The organism is Bacillus sp. (in: firmicutes), assembly GCF_031983925.1.
Classification (GTDB): Bacteria; Bacillota; Bacilli; order Bacillales; family Bacillaceae_G; genus Bacillus_A; species Bacillus_A pacificus.
Genome location: NZ_DALYZR010000008.1, coordinates 105,217 through 122,616 on the forward strand (window position 1 = coordinate 105,217; position 17,400 = coordinate 122,616).

Sequence of the window (17,400 nt, forward strand, 5' to 3'; positions counted from 1 at the left end):
TCTAGTTCATTCAATAGTTTTTAATTTTCCGAATCTTTTTCCATCAATTATACATATGCATCTATTACAATAACAGTACACACGAAAAAGCGCCTTGTTTCTTTAATAACAAGGCGCTTTTTCTTGATACTATATTTAAATTGTTATCTTCCCACTCTCCCACCACTCCATGAAAGTTTTTAAAGAAGGCGCAACCCACGTTCTACTATCATTTTCATGATTCCATACATATATATCATCTCTTTGTACCATTCCATTCAAAATGGAATAACCAAACAAGTCACCATTTCCGCCACCGATAAGCTGCTCCACAAAAATCTTTTCTTTTGTTAAACGAATTGCTATCATAAAAAGTTACGGGGGATTTGTTATTTTACTTTAATTCTAGAAACAAAAATAGAATCCATTTTGAAAAATAAATCAACATGGATTCTTAAATAAAAAACAATTTTTTGATGTATCTTAGTTTAATTGTTAACTCCGCACAACTTCCCCATCAACTAACTCAATGATTCTATTACACTGATTCGCCACTTCCATATCATGCGTTACAATAATAATTGTTCGTCCTTCCTCATTCAGTTGTAACAGTAGGTTCATAATTTCTTCTCCTGTTTTTCTATCTAAATTTCCGGTCGGTTCATCTGCCAATATTAATTCTGGTTCGCCCACTAACGCTCTTGCAATTGCGACACGCTGCTGTTGTCCACCTGATAGCTCGTCGGGTGTTTTATACATATGTTCTTTTAATCCTACTTTTTCTAAATAGAACTTCGCCTTATTTTCTCTTTCCCGTTGCTTTAACTTTCTATATGTGAGTGGTAGCACTACATTATCCAGTACAGTATGTTCTTTTAACAATGCAAAATATTGAAAAATAAATCCGATCATTTCATTTCTTGTTTTATGAACTTTATTTGCTCTAATTTCAGTTAATGTTTTTTCATTTAACGTATATTCACCCTCATTTGGCATATCAATTAACCCGATAACATTTAATAGGGTACTTTTCCCTGAGCCTGATCGACCCATTATCGCTATCATTTCGCCCTTATTTATCGTTAAGTTTATACCGTTTAACGCAAATGTTTTATGATTCTTGTTACTATACACCTTTTTAATATCTTTTAGCACAATCAAACTCATTATTCCATTCCTCCTATTAATGTTTTCGGTTCGAGCTTTCTAATAAATAAGAAGACAATTACATTTGATACAATGATGATCAGTAATAAGAAAAGAAATACTAAAAGTAATATAGGCATGTCCAATTTAAAGTCTAATGCGGATACTGCTTTAAAATCCTTTGACATTTGCAGCAGATTACCATATCTCCATGAAAAGTAAGCTATTGACATTCCTAAGCCAGCTATTGCTACAATAATGTTTTCTATAACAATTTGAATAAACATTCCAAATTTACTTTCGCCAAAAACTATTTTTATACCAAATTCCCTCTTTCTCATCAAGATAGAAACGATGGTTGTTACTACCATTCCGACGATCGAGAATAGAATGAATAAGATTCCTACTATAAGTTGAGGTATTTCAGAATAACTATTAAGAGTAACATCTATATTTATTTCATCACCTAAATTTTTTAAATAAAACGTACCGCCGTTTCCTTTAAGTTGAATTGATTTTTCTAGTTTCTTTACATCTGCATCTTTTCGTAAATGTAAAACTGTACTTTGATGCAGTCTTAAAAACATCGCTTCATAATTTTCATATCTATCAGATGACATAGGCATTATCATTGCATAATCCAACTTCAAATAAACGTTCGTTGTATTATTATTTACGATAAATTTATTCTCTGGTAAAAAGCCTATAATTGTATATTGATTATTAATTGTATCCCCAACTTGAAAATATTTCTTAAAGTAAGAACCCATTAATACTTTTGTTTTTTCTTCACTATTTTTTGGAAAATCTTCATGCAAGAAACCCTCTTCAGGTTTTAAAGGTAAACCTAACAATTTATAGTAATTTTCATCAACAACAATTGTTTGAACAGTAGGTCTGTCATCGTGAAACGTTTTATGTTTCAAATCAGCAATCATACTATTTTGAAGTGGCCTATTACTTAATTCTATTTCAATTAAACTCTCCTCGTATGTACCATACGAAATCACATCTTTATTTTGATGAATTGTATTATAAACCGCTTGAATTTGCTCTTTATTAAATTGATCGCTTTGTAACCTATCTGTCGTCCTTTCAAAAGTAACTAAATATGTTTTATCCACATTTAATGCTGAGCTGGCTTTATCATTTAGATGGTGTAAATTATAAAATACATTAATTGAACTCGTTATAGTTGCTAATCCAAATGTAATCTGTATTAGAAGAAGTACGGAAAATAGAAATCTCTTTTTTAATGCTAGGAACGCACTTTTTATTCTCATCATTTTTACTCCTTTAACGCTTTAGCAGGTTCACTTTTAAGCACATATACAAATGGTATTACAGAGAGGATAAAAGCTATAGTAAGTGAAAAAAATACACACATTACAATATGAGTAGACTGTAAACTAATGCTATAACTTGTAAACTCTACAATATTTTCACTCAAAGTGCTAAAAATCCATTGTATGCATATTGCACAGGTTGATGCAGCGATTGCACATAAAAATAATTGACTAAATATAAAAATAAACAGATTTACATTACTTGCTCCCAAAGCTTTCCTTAACGACAGACTTTTTTTCTTCGTATAAATCCAATAATAACTTACTATTATACTGGTAATGAAAGCTATACAAAAAAGCCTAAATGGAAAACTAAGTAACTCTTTCACGGCTTTACTTGTGTTTTTTTCTTTCTCATAGTTCTCTTTTTCACTAATCACTTTGGCATTTATATCTTTATTGTTCTGTTTCATATGCTGTATGAAAGTTTCTATCTCTTCTTTAGGGTTTTCGTTAGAACGAACAATCATTTGGAATGTATTATCTTTTTGTATCATCTGTTTCACTTCATCTGGCATGTCATTTAGAGAGACGTAAATTTTAATATTATACTCATATCCAGTATTTTCTCCAGCTACGCCTTTAACTATATATTCCTTATTAAATAATTTTATTGTTTCCATATCCTTATAAATTTTCTTCCCCACTATTACACTATTTTTTTCATCTTGTCCCATCTGAGAACCTTTTAGCAAAGGTGGAGACCAATTTTTATTAAGGAGACCATTCATTGTTACTCGGCCGATATCTGGAATAGTAGTACGAATATCATTTGTAATAACACTAGCATTTTTAAAATCAGATTCTACTAACGTCTGAAACTGTTTGAAATTGATTTCCCCCATATTAGTAAGTTGAACGGAATAGTAATAATTAAAATAACCATTTTTTCTATCATAAAATTTCTCATCATAATAATCTTTCGTCGACATTGCTATAAGTATCGGCCATATTGTCAATACAAACGCAATAAATAACATAATGAATATTGTTTTGTTTACCACTATTTCTTTTAATACTAGATTCATATATCCTCCTCATTTTAAAAACCGTGAAAAAGGCATTTATCCTTTGTCACGGTTTTTGTTGATTGTTATCTAATTACCATTTCCTTAGAGGTATAGGCACTATCCCCTTTCATTACCCATTCATGACCCGAATAGCCAGTGGTAATTGGCCCTCTGGATGAAACTTTAACGTTCACACGATCTGTAATTTTAGCATTATTCTTTTCTACCTCTTTAGAAGACCCATCATCAAAGCTAGCCCTTACAGTCATCTTGTAAAAATGAGGTTCATTTGTTTGCGCAGTGTAGGCGTATCCTGTAGCCTTTCCTCCACTTCCGTCCCATTCCCCATAAGAATCCCAACTAATTGAAGCAAATGAAGCGGAAGAAACCATACCTAATAAACAAGCAGTAATCCCTGTAGTAGCTAAAGTTTTTTGAAGTAAGCTTTTCATATATCCTTAATCTCCTTTTTAAAATATTCACTTAAATATTTAAGTATTTTTAGGCCTTGTCCTCATTATACATAAAGAAAACAAGAAGATATTTAAAAATCCCAATATTCACATTATTTTACACAGAACTTACCTTCTCATGAACTTTCCTTCATAAAACAAAAAGATAGTATGAAACTCCCATTCACACCATCTTTTTGCTTCCGTTATTTATTTGATTCTGTATAAGGAAGAATATATTTCACAATTAATTCCCATCTATCCCGTGCATTCGGCATAACTTCTGAAGCAATTACTACAACCAAATCCTTCTTAGGAATACAACAAATCACATTCCCACCATCGCCCATTGCACAGTATGAAAAGATTCCATCCTCTTCTCGTAACCACCATAAGTAACCATATTGATTTTGGTTCATTGTTGTCGATTCTTTTATCCATGGTGTTGATAGAATTTGTTTTCCATTATGAGTACCTTCATTCAAATACAGCTGTCCAAACTTAGCCATATCTTTAACCGTTAACGTTAGTCCCCAGCCGCCTGTCGAAATACCATTTGGATCATGAACCCATCCTTTTACATCTTTTCCGAATAAGTCATCAAATCCAAACGCTTTCATCTTGTAGTTTGGAATTTCTCTCATACCGAGTGGCTGGAATAAGTATTCATTCGCAAATTCACGTGTATTTTTTCCTGTTACGCTCATTATGATTGCTGATAGTAAATGAGCTCCTGCAGATGAATATTTAAAAGATCCAATTTCTCCGCCGTTTCCTATCCTATTTAACGTATATTGTATCCAATCTTGTTGTGTACATAGTTCTTCTAACGGTTCCTGCCAGTCTACAAAAGGATATGGCGCTGTCATTGTTAGAAGATGGCGTACTGTTACTTCAGATGCCTTAAGTTTATATTCCGGGAAAAACTCTATTACTCTTTGATCAACGCTTTTTATATATCCCTTATCTATACATATCCCAATTAGCGCAGAGATTATCGTTTTTGTAACTGACGCTACATGAAACGCATCATCTGGACCGTGTCCCTTATAATATTTTTCAAAAATAACATTACCTTTCTGCACTACTAACATACCATTCATATTTTCATATTCTTCTTTTATAATCTGATCTAACTTTTCAGCAGTTTTCATTATTCCTTCCCCTTTAACCTATCATTAAAAAGGTTCGATAGGTACATATATATCAACTATATGTTTATGTTTTGGATGCTGCTTTGGATCATTTCTATATACTTCAAAAGGATACGAGTCTCTCGGTTTATATCCGCTATTTGGAAGCCACTCACCGTATAAAAAATCCCATGCTCCTTTATATTCATCTTGGAATATTTCAAAATGACCTACCGCATACTTTCCAGAAGGTATTACCATTATTCCTATGTCGCTCGTTTCTACTGCGGACTCATTTGGAATTGTTATACATAAACTTGTTCTTAAATGATAGTCCTCTGTAAATTCATGATGATCGTGGTAAATGGTTAATACTTTCGTATCCTCAAATACATGATAGTTTTGCAACGCTGCGTAATGAAATAATTTCTCTATCATTTTCGGAAAAGCTACAGTTAACTCTTCATATGTACCGATATGTCTTATGTATGCGACGTTTATATCGTCCGCTGTTACAATTTCAACATTCCCTCGAACCTTCTTACATTCATTGTATTGAGAAGTTCTTCTTACGTCTTTGCAATTCTTGCTATTGTCGTTTCGATATTGAGACGGACTTACTCCGTAATAATTTTTAAATGTACGGGAGAAAACTGCTGAATCTGTGAAACCAAAATGGTAAGCGATATCTGTAATCGTCATATCCGGGCGATATGTAAGTAGATTTGTTGCCCTTTCTAACTTCAAGCGATTCACATACCGAGATAACGGCTCGTCTACTATTCCTTTAAAAATCCGATGAAAATGAAACTTTGAAAATCCTGCTACATCGGCCAGCTCTTCAATAGATAGTGAACTATCTATGTTTGATTCTATATAATCTTGAACTGTATGTATGCGTCTTACATACTCATTTCTACTTTGTTTATTCTCCATACTTCTAGCTCCTCACAACAAAAAGGCTAACTTTGTGCTAGCCTACTTTTACACATTTTTCAAAAATAGAACTCTACTCCCGCCGTTCCCATCATAATTTGTATGTACCGATACACCCTCTATCTCATCATCCCCAGCCTCAATTTGAAAGCCAATCTCCCTATGAAACTGTATCGATTTTTTATTAACCGGTGATGTGATTGCTTTTATAACTTTACGATTGTTTGCACGTGCGACATCAAAGAAGTAAGAATACAATGTCGATGCGATTCCTCTTCTTCTATACTTCGGATTTACTCCGATAAAATGAACGTACGCTTCCTCTTTATGTGTTTGCGAAAAGAAGCCGCATAAGAAACCTAACGTTTCGCCTTCTTCTTCAATGATAAAACTCGTTTCTTGAAAGTGAACGAAGAACAGTTTTGGCAACATAGCCGCCATATCTCTCCCGCCCCACCAATCATTTAAAACAGAATGAATCTTTACATAATCTTCCCCTTGAATGTTTCTTACTCGCATATGTTTCTCCCTCTCACTCACTTCATTTTTTCATAAATTTTAATGACTGTTTCTACTAATAGGATGAATACCCATATTCCGCAAAATACAAGTACAGACTGGAATAAAGAACCTAGCATAACAATACTTATTAAACCTAATTCTGGGCCTGAAATGGACATTTCATCAAATCCTATATTATGTATAAATGGACCGGTTGAAAAAGCCATAAAAATAGATCCTATTAAATAAATCACACTCATTATTTTTAATATTTTTATAGAAAGATACGAAGTTTGTTCTTGCTCCACTTGTGATAATTCGATTTCCCCACTCTCAATTCCTTTTTGCAAACAATCTTCACACAAAAATTCTTCCTTAATTTTTTTACCACCATGCAATGCACCTGTAATTTCTTTACAGCGCGAACACTTTCGATTTATCATTTTGTTATCACTCCAATCTCGTAAGATTATACTTATACAATCCCGTTTTTACCTTATTATCCCTTTTATGTATTTTATAGAAAGGTGACGTGTTTTATGATATCTAAACTTACTTTTGGTTATAAAAAGCCTACTGAGCAATATGTATTACGACCTAGTTGTTATGCAATTATTTTTAACTCAACCTCTTCAAAGATTGCTATTATCCAAAAAGGAGAACACTACTTTTTACCCGGCGGCGGTATGGAAGGTACCGAAACAAAAGATGAATGCTTACATCGTGAACTACTAGAGGAATTAGGATGGTCTATTGAAATTGATCGGTATATCGGTAATGCAATGCGGTATTTTTATGCTGAAAAGGAAGATACATATTATTTGAACGATGGGTTCTTTTACATTGCGAACATGGTGCAGAAACAAACTGAAAACTGTGAGGAGGATCACGTTCTAAGATGGATGTCTCCATTACATGCTGTAGAACTTCTACTTCACGATCATCAAAAATGGGCGGTTGAACAAGCACTTTTATTACGAAATAAAAAAGGATCTCCTTCTATATGAAAGAGATCCTTTTTACTGTTAACTCACTTTTTTCAAATTGAGAGCTGGTTTTTTCATTCCGCCTTTTTTTACAACGTATAAGCCGATAAAGATGATAAGTCCACCAACGAGTTGCATCATATTGATCTGCTCTCCGATTATTACTGCCGCAAAGATAACTGCGAACAATGGCACGAGATACATATAAACCATTACTTTCGTTGAACCGATTTGACTAATGCCGACATACCACATTGCTAGCCCAAAGATGGTCGCAAAGACGATTGAATATGCTAGTGATCCCCAGCTTGGCGTATCTACTGGCCACGTTAATGTGTTTACGTTGAATAAACAGTATATAACGAGAGGTACAATTCCAATTAAAGTAGACCATGATGTGACTCTCATTGCGGAATATTTTGTAATAAGAGGTTGCGCTAATATTGGATACCATCCCCACGCAATTGCTGCGACTAATCCAATTATATTTCCGAGCCATGCATACTCGTAAGTAGCTCCTCCTGTATGTCCTGTTAATAAAACGAATGCTGCACCAATAAACGCTACTATTGAACCAATTTGTACTTTCATCGAAAAGCGTTCTTGTTTATGCAATACCGCTAATATCCCTGTAAATATAGGTGACATCGCAATTAATAATGAGGCGTTCGTTGCTGAAGTATATTTCACAGATAGCATAAACATCGTTTGATACATTGTCGTACCAACGATACCGACTGCTACTAATCGTAACCAATCTTTTCTTTCAATACGTAATGAGCGTTCCATTAAAAATGTAATAAGTAATAATACCGGTGATGCTACTAAAAAGCGTAAACTATTAAATTGAATGGATGACATAAATGCCACACCATACTTTCCAATTGTATAATTTGCTCCCCATACTAATGCTACTGATACTAGGAGCCATTCCATTTGCCATCTTTTCATCCGAATCTCCCCTTCCATATTTAGCATAGTAAAATTGGCTGGATATAACACCGTCCAATTGGCTGTTTTTTTACCCAGCCAATTTGTTATACTGAATGTATATAAGAGTTACGGAGGCGTTTTTTATGGAATGGAAGCTAGATAGCGACAGTAAAATCCCTATTTATCAGCAAGTTGTTGACTTTATTGAGAAACGTATTACATATGGAGAACTTCCTCCAGGTAGCTTCCTCCCTTCCGAACGGAAATTAGCTACACAGTTAAATGTAAACCGAAGTACAGTAACGACTGCTTATAATGAACTTCGTGCTATGGGAATTGTAGAAAGTACGACTGGTAAAGGAACACGAGTGAGTACACATATGTGGGGCGTTTCTCCAACATTAACGCCGAACTGGAGAAATTTCGTAGAAGGCGGTACATTTTTACCAAACTTACCGTTACTTCGCCATATTCGGGCAGAAATACAACAAAATGAAAATATTATAGATTTTGCAAACGGAGAGCTCGGTTGTAATCTCTATCCTCACGATCAACTACAAATGATTTTACGAGAACAACCGTTAACGCATTCATTAAGTTATGATCACCCGCAAGGCTATCTCCCACTAAGACAAGCGGTCGTAAAATATATGAAGGAATATTTAAAAGTTGAAGCGACTGAACAGTCCATTATGATTACTTCTGGCGCACAGCAAGCCTTGCACCTTATCGTACAATGTTTATTAAATCCAGGTGATGCTGTTGCTTTTGAAAGTCCTTCACACTGTTATTCCTTACCGTTATTCCAATCAGCAGGTATTCGTATTTTCCCGTTACCTGTCGATGAACACGGTATTAATCCAGATGATGTGCAAGAGCTATATCGGAAGCATCGTATTAAAATGATCTTTTTAAATCCAAACTTCCAAAATCCTACAGGCACAATGCTGCATCCAAGCCGTAGAAAAAAACTATTATCACTTTGTGCAGACTTACGAATTGCGATTGTTGAAGATGATCCGTCTAGTTTACTTACGTTAGAAAAAAAACAACCTTGCCCTACTTTAAAATCAATAGATGAAAATGGAACAGTCATCTATGTACATTCTTTATCAAAAATGATTGCACCGGGATTACGAGTCGGCTGGCTTGTCGCCCCGCAATCGGTAGTAGAAAGGTTATCTGACGCACGACATCAAATGGAATTAGGTATGAGCATTTTCCCACAGTGGCTTATGCAGCAATTTTTTGAAACTGTACCATTTCAGTCTCATATCGTACCGTTACGAAAACAACTAGCAGAAAAAAGAAACGTTATCGTCCGTGCCCTAAACGAGCAACTTCATGATAAAATCTCTTTTTCCAATCCTACTGGTGGTATTTACATATGGGGAAAATTAAAAGAACCGATAAACGAAAAACAACTTATTATGCAAAGCTTAAAACAAGAAATAGCATTTATGCCAGGTAGTATTTTTGGCGCGAAAGATGGTTATATACGTTTATCTTATGGAAAAGTGAATATTGATCAAATTGAGGAAGGGATTTCTCGTTTACGTGAGGCTATTTTGGTTTGTGGAAAATAAGTAGCATCCTTACATATCGTCAATAGAATTTCATTAATTTTCAAATAAGTACATAAACTAAAAACCACTTTAGTTTATGTACTTGTATTGGTTCATTTTTTTATTTGAATAAAATATGTATCATAAGGTTCTTTAAAAGTGTAGCCTAGCTTTTTTGCTAGTTCAACAGATTCAACATTTGCTCCATCCCAACTAGGATATTTCTCTCTATCTAAACAATCTAATATAAGTGCAGATGCTACAATCTTAGCTAAGCCTTTTCTTCTATGTTCAGGATGGCTCGCAATTTCAATCTCGATTCCATCATCAAATATACTAAATGATGTTGCAGCAGAAACAACTTGCCCTTTATTTAAAATGGCGTATCCTACGCCCCTATCAATAAAATCATCAATTGAATCAAACTGACTAGTAAAATCTTCTGAGAGTGCATGAAATGAAGATGCCTTTGCTATATCTTTATCAATTTTTTTCATTTCGTAATTTTGGGGTAATGTAGACAATATATCCCGTATGTATTCTTTATCTAAATCGCCGGGGTTCTTATTAAATCTAAATCTTTGAAACTTCTCAATTGATCCTTTGTGAACAGTCTCTATCCGTTTTTTCCATTCATCCGAATCTACAATGGCAAGAGTAAAATCAGGTAGATTATATAATAATTCTTCCGCCTCTTCTGCGTTTGGATTCCCGGCGTAAAACACAAAAATTCCTACAGTTATTTGAGCAACAGTTGGATTTTCGAGATTGTCTACCCACGCACTTCCCATATGTCCTTGGAGATAGGAAAGTACAATCGTACTATCGAAATCATCAAACATCTCAACTAACTTTTGCCTTACATTGTTATCTGCTTTATAAATCATTCCATTCCCACTTTCTGAAAATTATTATTATTACACCGATTATATGTTAGCATATATTTTTAAATATATACAATTTTTGTAAGTTGAAATACAAAATCCTCGTTTGACAAAACCTAAATCTACCATTATCATCAACACGAACCTAGTTATAGGAGTGATACCAATGAAAATCTATGTTGATGCAGATGCTTGCCCTGTAAAAGATGTAATTATTTTTGAAGCTACGAAGGCAGAAATTCCTGTTACCCTCGTTACAAGCTTTTCTCATTATTCTAATGCTGAGCAGCCAAAAGGCGTGGAAACAATTTATGTTGATTCTGGAGCAGATGCTGCGGATTACCGAATTATGCAGTTAGCCCAAAAAGAAGATTTAATCGTAACACAAGATTACGGTCTTGCTTCGCTTGCTTTAGCAAAAGGCTGTATCGTTCTTCATCATAAAGGGTACAAGTATACGAATGAAAACATTGACCAACTATTACAAACACGTTATTTAAGTGCAATGGTTCGAAAAAGCGGTAAGCGTACAAAAGGACCGAAACCATTTACAGCAGAAGATAAAGAGAAATTTAGAGCGCTCTTTAAAAGTATGATCGCACTGTAGAAATGAACCGTCTATTTGTAGAGAAAGAAAAGAAGAGAATATCCAAATGAACATTCTCTTCTTCAGGTTTACCCGTTTAAAATGAAGGTAAATTATCTAAGTTATTTTCTTTTATTCCATCCGGTTCGCTACGTATAATATCTCTACCATACTTATGAAATACGTCCACATGAGCTAATTTCCCTGATTTTGCTTCGCTAAGAGCAGTCATATAATCTAACTCTCTTCCGCTACTTGTTTTAAACGCTATTAAATCCCCATCATCATTTTTACGAACGGCAACAATTTGTTCTGCTCCTGTATTAACTTCATGGTCTACTTCAAATTGAGCTTGTTCTTCTCCTTGATGTAAATAATCATTATACACTTTTTCAAAATCTTTTTTGTCCATTAAACTCACCTCCAACACATTTTATTAGTATGGTTGGGAGATGGTGGTTTTATGTAATTTCATTTTAGCAAAATGGATTTTTAATACCTACGCAAATCCTTCAAAGTTTCCAAAATATCATCTGTAAAGGCTGTACTACCCTCTGTCTCTAAAACTCTAAAGTATAAACTTCTTAAAAAAGCTCTAATATTTTGTACTAAAATATCATGCTGAGGATGCGGGATGTCTTCAACGATTGCTATACTATGTAACCAGTTGCTCCACTCTTCTTCTGTTAAAAGATTTTGATTACGTAATGACATAATTGGCGTTACTAATCTCTCATCCTCAAAGTGTATGTAAACATAGTCATTTAGGCGAACTTTCTGACGAACAGCTGCAAGAATCGCATATGAAAACTCACGATTTTGTATTGTACGTGCTAACGCATCGAGCGCATCCGCTGCATGCGCAGTAGAGTGTGCCCACCCTTTTCCTTCTACGTAACCTCTTACATCTTCTTCTAAATATACATATTCCAGCACTTGTTCTGCCACGCTGTACAGTTGTTCTTCGGATAACAACGGTTCTCTTTCATGAACAGATAAAATAAGTGGTGGAATTAATACGGAGAACGCACGTTTAAATACAGAATCTGTTCCCTTTTCACCAATTTTATAAAATAAATAATCAGGGCTAATTGCTTGTAACATTAATCCTCGTAATTCTTTTTGTCTAAACACATCAGTTGTAATCCATGTGTGAAGCGTACTATAAATTAAATCATCGCGTAATTCAGCATCAGGTGATCCGATATAATCTAACATCCACTGCGCATATGGATATGCATCTACGTCTTCTGGTACAGCATAATTATTATTTTTAATTTGTAGTAGTTCTTCTTTTAATTCTAATACTTCATTCATTATATTTTTTCTCCCCTTTTTGCGTTTCTTATTGCCTTATCCCCCGTTTTTCACTTTCTAAAGCTAATATAATTATACGAGAATTATAACTATTAATAAAAGGCTATACATATACTTTTGATTGTGTATTTCTTCCGCGAATTCGTTTGCAAATGTTGTTTTTCCTGATGCTGTAATACCGCTTACTCCAACTCTTGTTGGGTGAGTTAAGTTTAATTTTAAAATATGATCTACAATTTCTTTAATTTGTTGTTTTCGGTCATGATATTTCCCACCTTCATTTAGTTTACATAACAAAATTATAATTAACTTTTATGTCACTATTTGTCGGTAAGTCGATATCCTATGTCGAATCGTCGATATATCGAAAAAATCGTTGATATATTTTAAGTTACGATAGATATATTATGATTGGTTTACTTCCCCTTAAATCCTCGATACAATGCAGTCCGTAATTCTTGCTTGTATTCCTCTATTTCTGGCATATCGAGTTCTTCTGCTAGTCTGATAGCTAATTCAATATCATACGGTACACGTACGAGTTGTATGGAAAAGCTCGCTGCTTCTTTTTCATTGTAAATCCCTTCGAATATTAAATAAGAAGCTTGTGTAATTTCAAGCGGATTTCCTACGCTACCAGCGTTACATAACGTTTTGCCACTGAAATTTTGAACGAATGCTTGGTGAACATCACCGTAGCAAACGACATCTGGTTTTCTTTCTCCTTCTATATTCTCCGTGAGCTCACTGTTTTCAAACATACTAATTCGCTCTTCTCTTGCGGCATGTGGTTGAATTCTTTCATATAAACTTCTCGGTGAAGCGTGGAACATACGAATGAGTTTGCCACTCATATAAAACTCGATTGAAAATGGTAAGCTTCTTAAATAGTCATTTTGTTCTTCCGATAGTTGTTTTTGATGCCATTTTAATGCCTCAAATTCAGTCGGTTTTGTTATAAAATCATCCCAGTTTCCCATTACAACTACTCCACATTCTTTACGAATGATTTCAATTACTTCGCTAGAATGAGGTCCTTTTCCAACTAAATCTCCAAGACAAATTATGTGTTCGATTCCTCTCAATTTAATATCTTGCAGTACCGATTCTAAAGCTGGAATATTACCATGTATATCTGAAATTACCGCAATTTTTTCCATATGTATTCCTCCTTTATTTATTACATTCACTTGATTGATACCATTTTGGAATATAGGATGAAAAATGATTATGATCATCTAAAATTCCGTTTAATCTTTCCTTCATATCTTCTACTAAATGCGGTGTGCTTCGGTTTGTCCAAACGATATCCGCAGGGAATGTCATTGCTGCATATAATGAGTACAGTTTCCAAAAATGAAGCGACGGTTCACCTCCGCAATAACCGTGAACTTGTCCAACCGCAAATGGTTTGCTTATTCTTGTAGTAAAAATCGCTACGTTATAAAAATCGTGTATCGGATCTCCAAAATCATATCCACCAAAATCAATAACGATAAATTCCTTATTATGAATCATACTATTTGCTGGATGGAAGTCATCGTGTAAAAATGTGATTGGACGATTTCCCAATAATTGTTTATGCTCCGCTACAAATCTTAATACTGGCTTCAAATCAAGGAAATCTATTTCATAGTTTGCTAACGCTTCTACGTATCTTTCGTATTTATTCCATCGAACCGTTTCCCATTTATCACTTGCACTTTCTCTTTCAATTGAGTGAATTCGCTTTAATACTTCTCCAGCTTTTCTTCCTGCATGATACTGTTCTTCCGCCGATAGCTTACTTAAGCCCTCTTCACCATTTACACCTTGGGCCCATTCAAATACTTGAACACATTTATTTAATTCCTCAAGTTTTATGAAGTGAATTAACTTAGGCGTTGGAATATGTAATGACTCTAATTGTTTCATATATGTATATTCTTCTTGTTTACGTTCAAAGTTTACAGCATCACATACTTTCACAAAATATGTTACTCTGTTTTCTAATTTTATTTTATATTTCTCTTCATGTGAAAAACCTTTTGAAATAGCTGTACACTTTACAATACGAGGCCATTCTAGTTTTCTCTCTATCTCTCTAAGCATTTCTTCCACAACGTTCACCTCTATCAATATATGTACAAACTACCTAGTACTTCATGCTCTCGTTTACTTTCACCTTTAAACTCCACTGCAAATGGATTTTCGCCATGATGATTCAATCGTTCTAGCACTAGCCCTTCTCCAATTGGTTCACAAAACTGCACTTGAATGTCGCCAAACGATACACTTTGACATTCCGCATTCCATTCTTCATTTTTAACGATCTGGCTTGCAGTTAGTCCCATTACTTCTTCCCATTTCCGCACTGTTTCTCGAACATTTTTCACTGCGTAATGAACTGTATCAATTTGTTGTACTTTGTTTTTATGCACAGTGATCGTTCCTATGTTACGTAAATCGTTTCTTCTTTCTTCATCCGTTTCATTCCACTGTATAAAGAAAGGTAATTTCGGCCCGTTCTCTTCTTGCTTTACAAATAACATTTTCCATTCTAAAAGGCGGCCATCTTTTCTCATACGTTTCCCTTCAAATGGTCCTATCGTATGTAATCCATGTTTATTAAACTTAACTGCTAGTTCTTCAATTGCATCTGTTCGAATTGCGATTTGTAACATTCCTTCTCCATCTTCTAATTTCACTACCGTTTCTTGTACTAATGGATTGTCTGCTTTCTTCGCTTTTTCTTCATGCTGAACTGCCAAAAATTCTATATAAGATAAATCAAAATAACATAAACTATTCCAAGTACCCCAATTTGTATGCTCTCCGCCTAGTACAGTATGAAATCCACGCTCCTGCATTTGTTTTGCCGCTTCCTCCGGTGTACAATGTACCGCGTGAACGAGATGATCAAATGCTAACATATTCCTTCTCCCCTTTCTCTCCATCCTTTTATTGTATATTTTATTTTTCTTTCGTTCAATTCAAAAAACTTTAAAACCCAGTTGATTTATACGATTAATATGTATTATAATGAAACAAATTTCAATATTGCCGATTGGAAAAACCAAAGGCACTTTTCTCACACGGGAAAAGTGCCTTTTTCATTTACTATTACAGGGGGATTATTTATGCAGAAATTAATTGTATTTGCTATTATTGGATTTTTCGCTCAATTAATCGATGGAGCGCTTGGAATGGCGTACGGTGTAACATCTACCTCACTATTACTAATGTTTGGTATCGCACCAGCTGTCGCTTCCGCCTCTGTTCATTTAGCTGAAGTCGTTACAACCGCAGCTTCTGGTGCATCTCACATCAAATTTGGAAATGTTGATAAATATACCGTTTCTAGGCTTACATTACCAGGAGCAATTGGCGCATTTGTGGGGGCATGTTTTTTAAGCAATTTACCTGGGGATGTCATTAAACCGTACATTTCTGTATTTTTATTTACTTTAGGGGTTTATATTTTATTACGATTCATTATTCAAAAACAAGTTATTACTTCAAATAAACGTATGTCGGCTAAACAACTTGTTCCACTTGGCTTATTTGCTGGATTCGTTGATTCAACTGGTGGTGGTGGCTGGGGGCCGATTACGACACCTGTACTTTTAGCAAGAGGAAATGAAGCTAGAAAAGTTATCGGATCTGTAGATACGAGTGAGTTTCCTGTCTCACTCGCTGCAACAATTGGTTTCTTCATCTCACTCGGCTGGGAACAAGTAAGTTGGGTTTGGGTATTTTCGTTAATGCTTGGCGGTATTGTCGCAGCTCCAATCGCTGCATGGTTAGTGCGCATCGTTCCTTCTCATTTACTTGGCATATTAGTTGGTGGCCTTATTATCTTTACAAACATTCGTACACTACTTACTACATTTAAAGTGGATCCAACTATTATTTCACTTTCTTACGTGGCAATTGGTCTTGTCGTTATTATTTCTATTTTCATTGCTGTTCGCAATCATTCCAATCGTTCTAACACACCGACAACTGGATATCCGAATGATCAAAAACAAATGCTTCCATAACAATAAAAATACCGCCCGATATACTTCGAGCGGTATTTTTTATTTTTCTAATTTCCAATTCATCATCGTTTCTGTAGTGCCAGTTCTCTGCATATGTAATTTCTCTAATACACGAATGGAGCTTTCGTTTTCCAGAAGTGTCTCCGCAATAATCATTTCTACCTCTCCAGTTTGAAAAGCCCAATTTATTAGTTCTCTTACAGCTTCTGTTGCATACCCTTTATTCCAATATTTCTCAATAAAACCGTAACCAACTTCTACTGTATGTTCCTCATTTGGTTTCCCTTTAAACCCTATATCGCCTAGAACGATGTCATCTTCTTTTCGAATAACATACCAGGCGCCCCAAGGTAATAAATCCTTATCCTGTTTTACATTTTCAACATGCCCTACAATATGCGGACCACTATTATATCCTTGCTCGTTAGCAACGTGTATACTCTCCTCTGTACAAGGCACTATATAGAGCCTTTCTGTTTCTAATTTCATTTTGATTTCCCCTTTTCACTTAAACGTTACTCTAATTATAGCAAAAAATATGACTTTATTATGAATGTCGAATTATATTTTCTGAATTTTCTTTTAATTTTTGAAGGGTTTTTCA

General features: G+C 34.6%; 21 protein-coding genes and 1 pseudogene. 4 read left to right on the forward strand and 18 right to left on the reverse strand.

Translation table 11 applies throughout. The annotated features are described in order from the left end of the window. Positions 1–135 precede the first annotated feature (135 nt). The 9 genes and pseudogenes from RTP99_RS20500 to RTP99_RS20540 form a co-directional block, all read right to left on the reverse strand. Positions 136–294, reverse strand: a pseudogene (locus RTP99_RS20500) (SMI1/KNR4 family protein); the annotation flags it as partial. 180 nt (positions 295–474) lie between these two features. After that, entirely contained in the window at positions 475–1,146 is a 672-nt protein-coding gene (locus RTP99_RS20505; RefSeq protein WP_000053190.1) for an ABC transporter ATP-binding protein, read from the reverse strand. Next, entirely contained in the window at positions 1,146–2,411 is a 1,266-nt protein-coding gene (locus RTP99_RS20510) for an ABC transporter permease (RefSeq protein WP_170932369.1), read from the reverse strand. The genes RTP99_RS20505 and RTP99_RS20510 overlap by 1 nt, the downstream gene beginning before the upstream one ends. Before the next feature lie 2 nt (positions 2,412–2,413). Then, positions 2,414–3,499, reverse strand: a complete 1,086-nt coding sequence (locus RTP99_RS20515; RefSeq protein WP_001055046.1) for an ABC transporter permease — start codon at positions 3,497–3,499, stop codon at positions 2,414–2,416. 65 nt (positions 3,500–3,564) lie between these two features. Continuing rightward, positions 3,565–3,933 (reverse strand): hypothetical protein, encoded by a 369-nt coding sequence (locus RTP99_RS20520; RefSeq protein ID WP_000838686.1) that lies wholly within the window; start codon positions 3,931–3,933, stop codon positions 3,565–3,567. 206 nt (positions 3,934–4,139) lie between these two features. Continuing rightward, positions 4,140–5,087 (reverse strand): serine hydrolase domain-containing protein, encoded by a 948-nt coding sequence (locus RTP99_RS20525; protein ID WP_000844652.1) that lies wholly within the window; start codon positions 5,085–5,087, stop codon positions 4,140–4,142. A 24-nt stretch (positions 5,088–5,111) separates the two neighbouring features. Next, positions 5,112–6,002: an AraC family transcriptional regulator gene (locus RTP99_RS20530; RefSeq protein WP_000428684.1), complete on the reverse strand. Its 891-nt coding sequence runs from the start codon at positions 6,000–6,002 to the stop codon at positions 5,112–5,114. A gap of 48 nt (positions 6,003–6,050) precedes the next feature. Then, a complete protein-coding gene (locus RTP99_RS20535; protein ID WP_001266056.1) occupies positions 6,051–6,521 on the reverse strand; it encodes a GNAT family N-acetyltransferase in 471 nt (156 codons plus the stop codon). Between the two features lie 17 nt (positions 6,522–6,538). Continuing rightward, positions 6,539–6,946 carry a DUF3980 domain-containing protein gene (locus tag RTP99_RS20540; protein WP_000610478.1) on the reverse strand — a complete coding sequence of 136 codons (408 nt, stop codon included), beginning with the start codon at positions 6,944–6,946 and terminating at the stop codon, positions 6,539–6,541. 96 nt (positions 6,947–7,042) lie between these two features. On the opposite strand from RTP99_RS20540, the gene RTP99_RS20545 reads away from it, so the two are divergent. Continuing rightward, the gene (locus RTP99_RS20545) at positions 7,043–7,510 is read left to right on the forward strand and encodes an NUDIX hydrolase (protein WP_000624020.1); all 468 of its coding nucleotides are present in this window, start codon (positions 7,043–7,045) and stop codon (positions 7,508–7,510) included. Between the two features lie 18 nt (positions 7,511–7,528). Here RTP99_RS20545 and RTP99_RS20550 read toward each other — a convergent pair whose 3' ends face one another. Then, positions 7,529–8,440, reverse strand: coding sequence for a DMT family transporter (locus RTP99_RS20550; protein WP_000832947.1), 912 nt, complete (start codon positions 8,438–8,440; stop codon positions 7,529–7,531). 125 nt (positions 8,441–8,565) lie between these two features. Between RTP99_RS20550 and pdxR the strand changes: the two genes are divergently transcribed. After that, positions 8,566–10,008: a MocR-like pyridoxine biosynthesis transcription factor PdxR gene (gene pdxR, locus RTP99_RS20555; RefSeq protein WP_000454911.1), complete on the forward strand. Its 1,443-nt coding sequence runs from the start codon at positions 8,566–8,568 to the stop codon at positions 10,006–10,008. A gap of 92 nt (positions 10,009–10,100) precedes the next feature. Here pdxR and RTP99_RS20560 read toward each other — a convergent pair whose 3' ends face one another. Further along, the gene (locus RTP99_RS20560) at positions 10,101–10,874 is read right to left on the reverse strand and encodes a GNAT family N-acetyltransferase (RefSeq protein ID WP_000639432.1); all 774 of its coding nucleotides are present in this window, start codon (positions 10,872–10,874) and stop codon (positions 10,101–10,103) included. Between the two features lie 163 nt (positions 10,875–11,037). Here RTP99_RS20560 and RTP99_RS20565 point away from each other — a divergent pair, with 163 nt between their 5' ends. Then, the gene (locus RTP99_RS20565; RefSeq protein ID WP_000708754.1) at positions 11,038–11,478 is read left to right on the forward strand and encodes a YaiI/YqxD family protein; all 441 of its coding nucleotides are present in this window, start codon (positions 11,038–11,040) and stop codon (positions 11,476–11,478) included. Between the two features lie 76 nt (positions 11,479–11,554). On the opposite strand, the gene RTP99_RS20570 is transcribed toward RTP99_RS20565, so the two are convergent. The 6 genes from RTP99_RS20570 to RTP99_RS20595 form a co-directional block, all read right to left on the reverse strand. Beyond that, positions 11,555–11,869 carry a DUF3892 domain-containing protein gene (locus RTP99_RS20570; protein WP_000358171.1) on the reverse strand — a complete coding sequence of 105 codons (315 nt, stop codon included), beginning with the start codon at positions 11,867–11,869 and terminating at the stop codon, positions 11,555–11,557. 80 nt (positions 11,870–11,949) lie between these two features. Next, on the reverse strand, positions 11,950–12,774 hold the full coding sequence (locus tag RTP99_RS20575) for a DUF2785 domain-containing protein (protein WP_001006692.1): 825 nt from the start codon (positions 12,772–12,774) through the stop codon (positions 11,950–11,952). Positions 12,775–12,846: 72 nt separating this feature from the next. Further along, positions 12,847–13,071, reverse strand: coding sequence for a nucleoside/nucleotide kinase family protein (locus RTP99_RS20580; RefSeq protein WP_000882302.1), 225 nt, complete (start codon positions 13,069–13,071; stop codon positions 12,847–12,849). A 119-nt stretch (positions 13,072–13,190) separates the two neighbouring features. Beyond that, a complete protein-coding gene (locus RTP99_RS20585; protein WP_000410975.1) occupies positions 13,191–13,934 on the reverse strand; it encodes a metallophosphoesterase family protein in 744 nt (247 codons plus the stop codon). 13 nt (positions 13,935–13,947) lie between these two features. Next, the gene (locus tag RTP99_RS20590) at positions 13,948–14,874 is read right to left on the reverse strand and encodes an aminoglycoside phosphotransferase family protein (RefSeq protein WP_046647474.1); all 927 of its coding nucleotides are present in this window, start codon (positions 14,872–14,874) and stop codon (positions 13,948–13,950) included. 14 nt (positions 14,875–14,888) lie between these two features. Continuing rightward, a complete protein-coding gene (locus tag RTP99_RS20595; protein ID WP_000879122.1) occupies positions 14,889–15,686 on the reverse strand; it encodes a VOC family protein in 798 nt (265 codons plus the stop codon). 207 nt (positions 15,687–15,893) lie between these two features. On the opposite strand from RTP99_RS20595, the gene RTP99_RS20600 reads away from it, so the two are divergent. After that, positions 15,894–16,796 carry a sulfite exporter TauE/SafE family protein gene (locus RTP99_RS20600; protein ID WP_001170746.1) on the forward strand — a complete coding sequence of 301 codons (903 nt, stop codon included), beginning with the start codon at positions 15,894–15,896 and terminating at the stop codon, positions 16,794–16,796. 39 nt (positions 16,797–16,835) lie between these two features. Here RTP99_RS20600 and RTP99_RS20605 read toward each other — a convergent pair whose 3' ends face one another. Further along, complete coding sequence (locus tag RTP99_RS20605; RefSeq protein ID WP_000764619.1) at positions 16,836–17,285, reverse strand: GNAT family N-acetyltransferase; 450 nt, start codon at positions 17,283–17,285, stop codon at positions 16,836–16,838. Between the last annotated feature and the right edge of the window lie 115 nt (positions 17,286–17,400).

What these genes read in the sequence shown, in the direction of transcription:
- RTP99_RS20505 (WP_000053190.1), bottom strand. Translation starts at nt 1,146, where the DNA reads ATGAGTTTGATTGTGCTAAAAGATATTAAAAAGGTGTATAGTAACAAG.
- RTP99_RS20510 (WP_170932369.1), bottom strand. Translation starts at nt 2,411, where the DNA reads ATGATGAGAATAAAAAGTGCGTTCCTAGCATTAAAAAAGAGATTTCTA.
- RTP99_RS20515 (WP_001055046.1), bottom strand. Translation starts at nt 3,499, where the DNA reads ATGAATCTAGTATTAAAAGAAATAGTGGTAAACAAAACAATATTCATT.
- RTP99_RS20520 (WP_000838686.1), bottom strand. Translation starts at nt 3,933, where the DNA reads ATGAAAAGCTTACTTCAAAAAACTTTAGCTACTACAGGGATTACTGCT.
- RTP99_RS20525 (WP_000844652.1), bottom strand. Translation starts at nt 5,087, where the DNA reads ATGAAAACTGCTGAAAAGTTAGATCAGATTATAAAAGAAGAATATGAA.
- RTP99_RS20530 (WP_000428684.1), bottom strand. Translation starts at nt 6,002, where the DNA reads ATGGAGAATAAACAAAGTAGAAATGAGTATGTAAGACGCATACATACA.
- RTP99_RS20535 (WP_001266056.1), bottom strand. Translation starts at nt 6,521, where the DNA reads ATGCGAGTAAGAAACATTCAAGGGGAAGATTATGTAAAGATTCATTCT.
- RTP99_RS20540 (WP_000610478.1), bottom strand. Translation starts at nt 6,946, where the DNA reads ATGATAAATCGAAAGTGTTCGCGCTGTAAAGAAATTACAGGTGCATTG.
- RTP99_RS20545 (WP_000624020.1), top strand. Translation starts at nt 7,043, where the DNA reads ATGATATCTAAACTTACTTTTGGTTATAAAAAGCCTACTGAGCAATAT.
- RTP99_RS20550 (WP_000832947.1), bottom strand. Translation starts at nt 8,440, where the DNA reads ATGAAAAGATGGCAAATGGAATGGCTCCTAGTATCAGTAGCATTAGTA.
- pdxR (WP_000454911.1), top strand. Translation starts at nt 8,566, where the DNA reads ATGGAATGGAAGCTAGATAGCGACAGTAAAATCCCTATTTATCAGCAA.
- RTP99_RS20560 (WP_000639432.1), bottom strand. Translation starts at nt 10,874, where the DNA reads ATGATTTATAAAGCAGATAACAATGTAAGGCAAAAGTTAGTTGAGATG.
- RTP99_RS20565 (WP_000708754.1), top strand. Translation starts at nt 11,038, where the DNA reads ATGAAAATCTATGTTGATGCAGATGCTTGCCCTGTAAAAGATGTAATT.
- RTP99_RS20570 (WP_000358171.1), bottom strand. Translation starts at nt 11,869, where the DNA reads ATGGACAAAAAAGATTTTGAAAAAGTGTATAATGATTATTTACATCAA.
- RTP99_RS20575 (WP_001006692.1), bottom strand. Translation starts at nt 12,774, where the DNA reads ATGAATGAAGTATTAGAATTAAAAGAAGAACTACTACAAATTAAAAAT.
- RTP99_RS20585 (WP_000410975.1), bottom strand. Translation starts at nt 13,934, where the DNA reads ATGGAAAAAATTGCGGTAATTTCAGATATACATGGTAATATTCCAGCT.
- RTP99_RS20595 (WP_000879122.1), bottom strand. Translation starts at nt 15,686, where the DNA reads ATGTTAGCATTTGATCATCTCGTTCACGCGGTACATTGTACACCGGAG.
- RTP99_RS20600 (WP_001170746.1), top strand. Translation starts at nt 15,894, where the DNA reads ATGCAGAAATTAATTGTATTTGCTATTATTGGATTTTTCGCTCAATTA.
- RTP99_RS20605 (WP_000764619.1), bottom strand. Translation starts at nt 17,285, where the DNA reads ATGAAATTAGAAACAGAAAGGCTCTATATAGTGCCTTGTACAGAGGAG.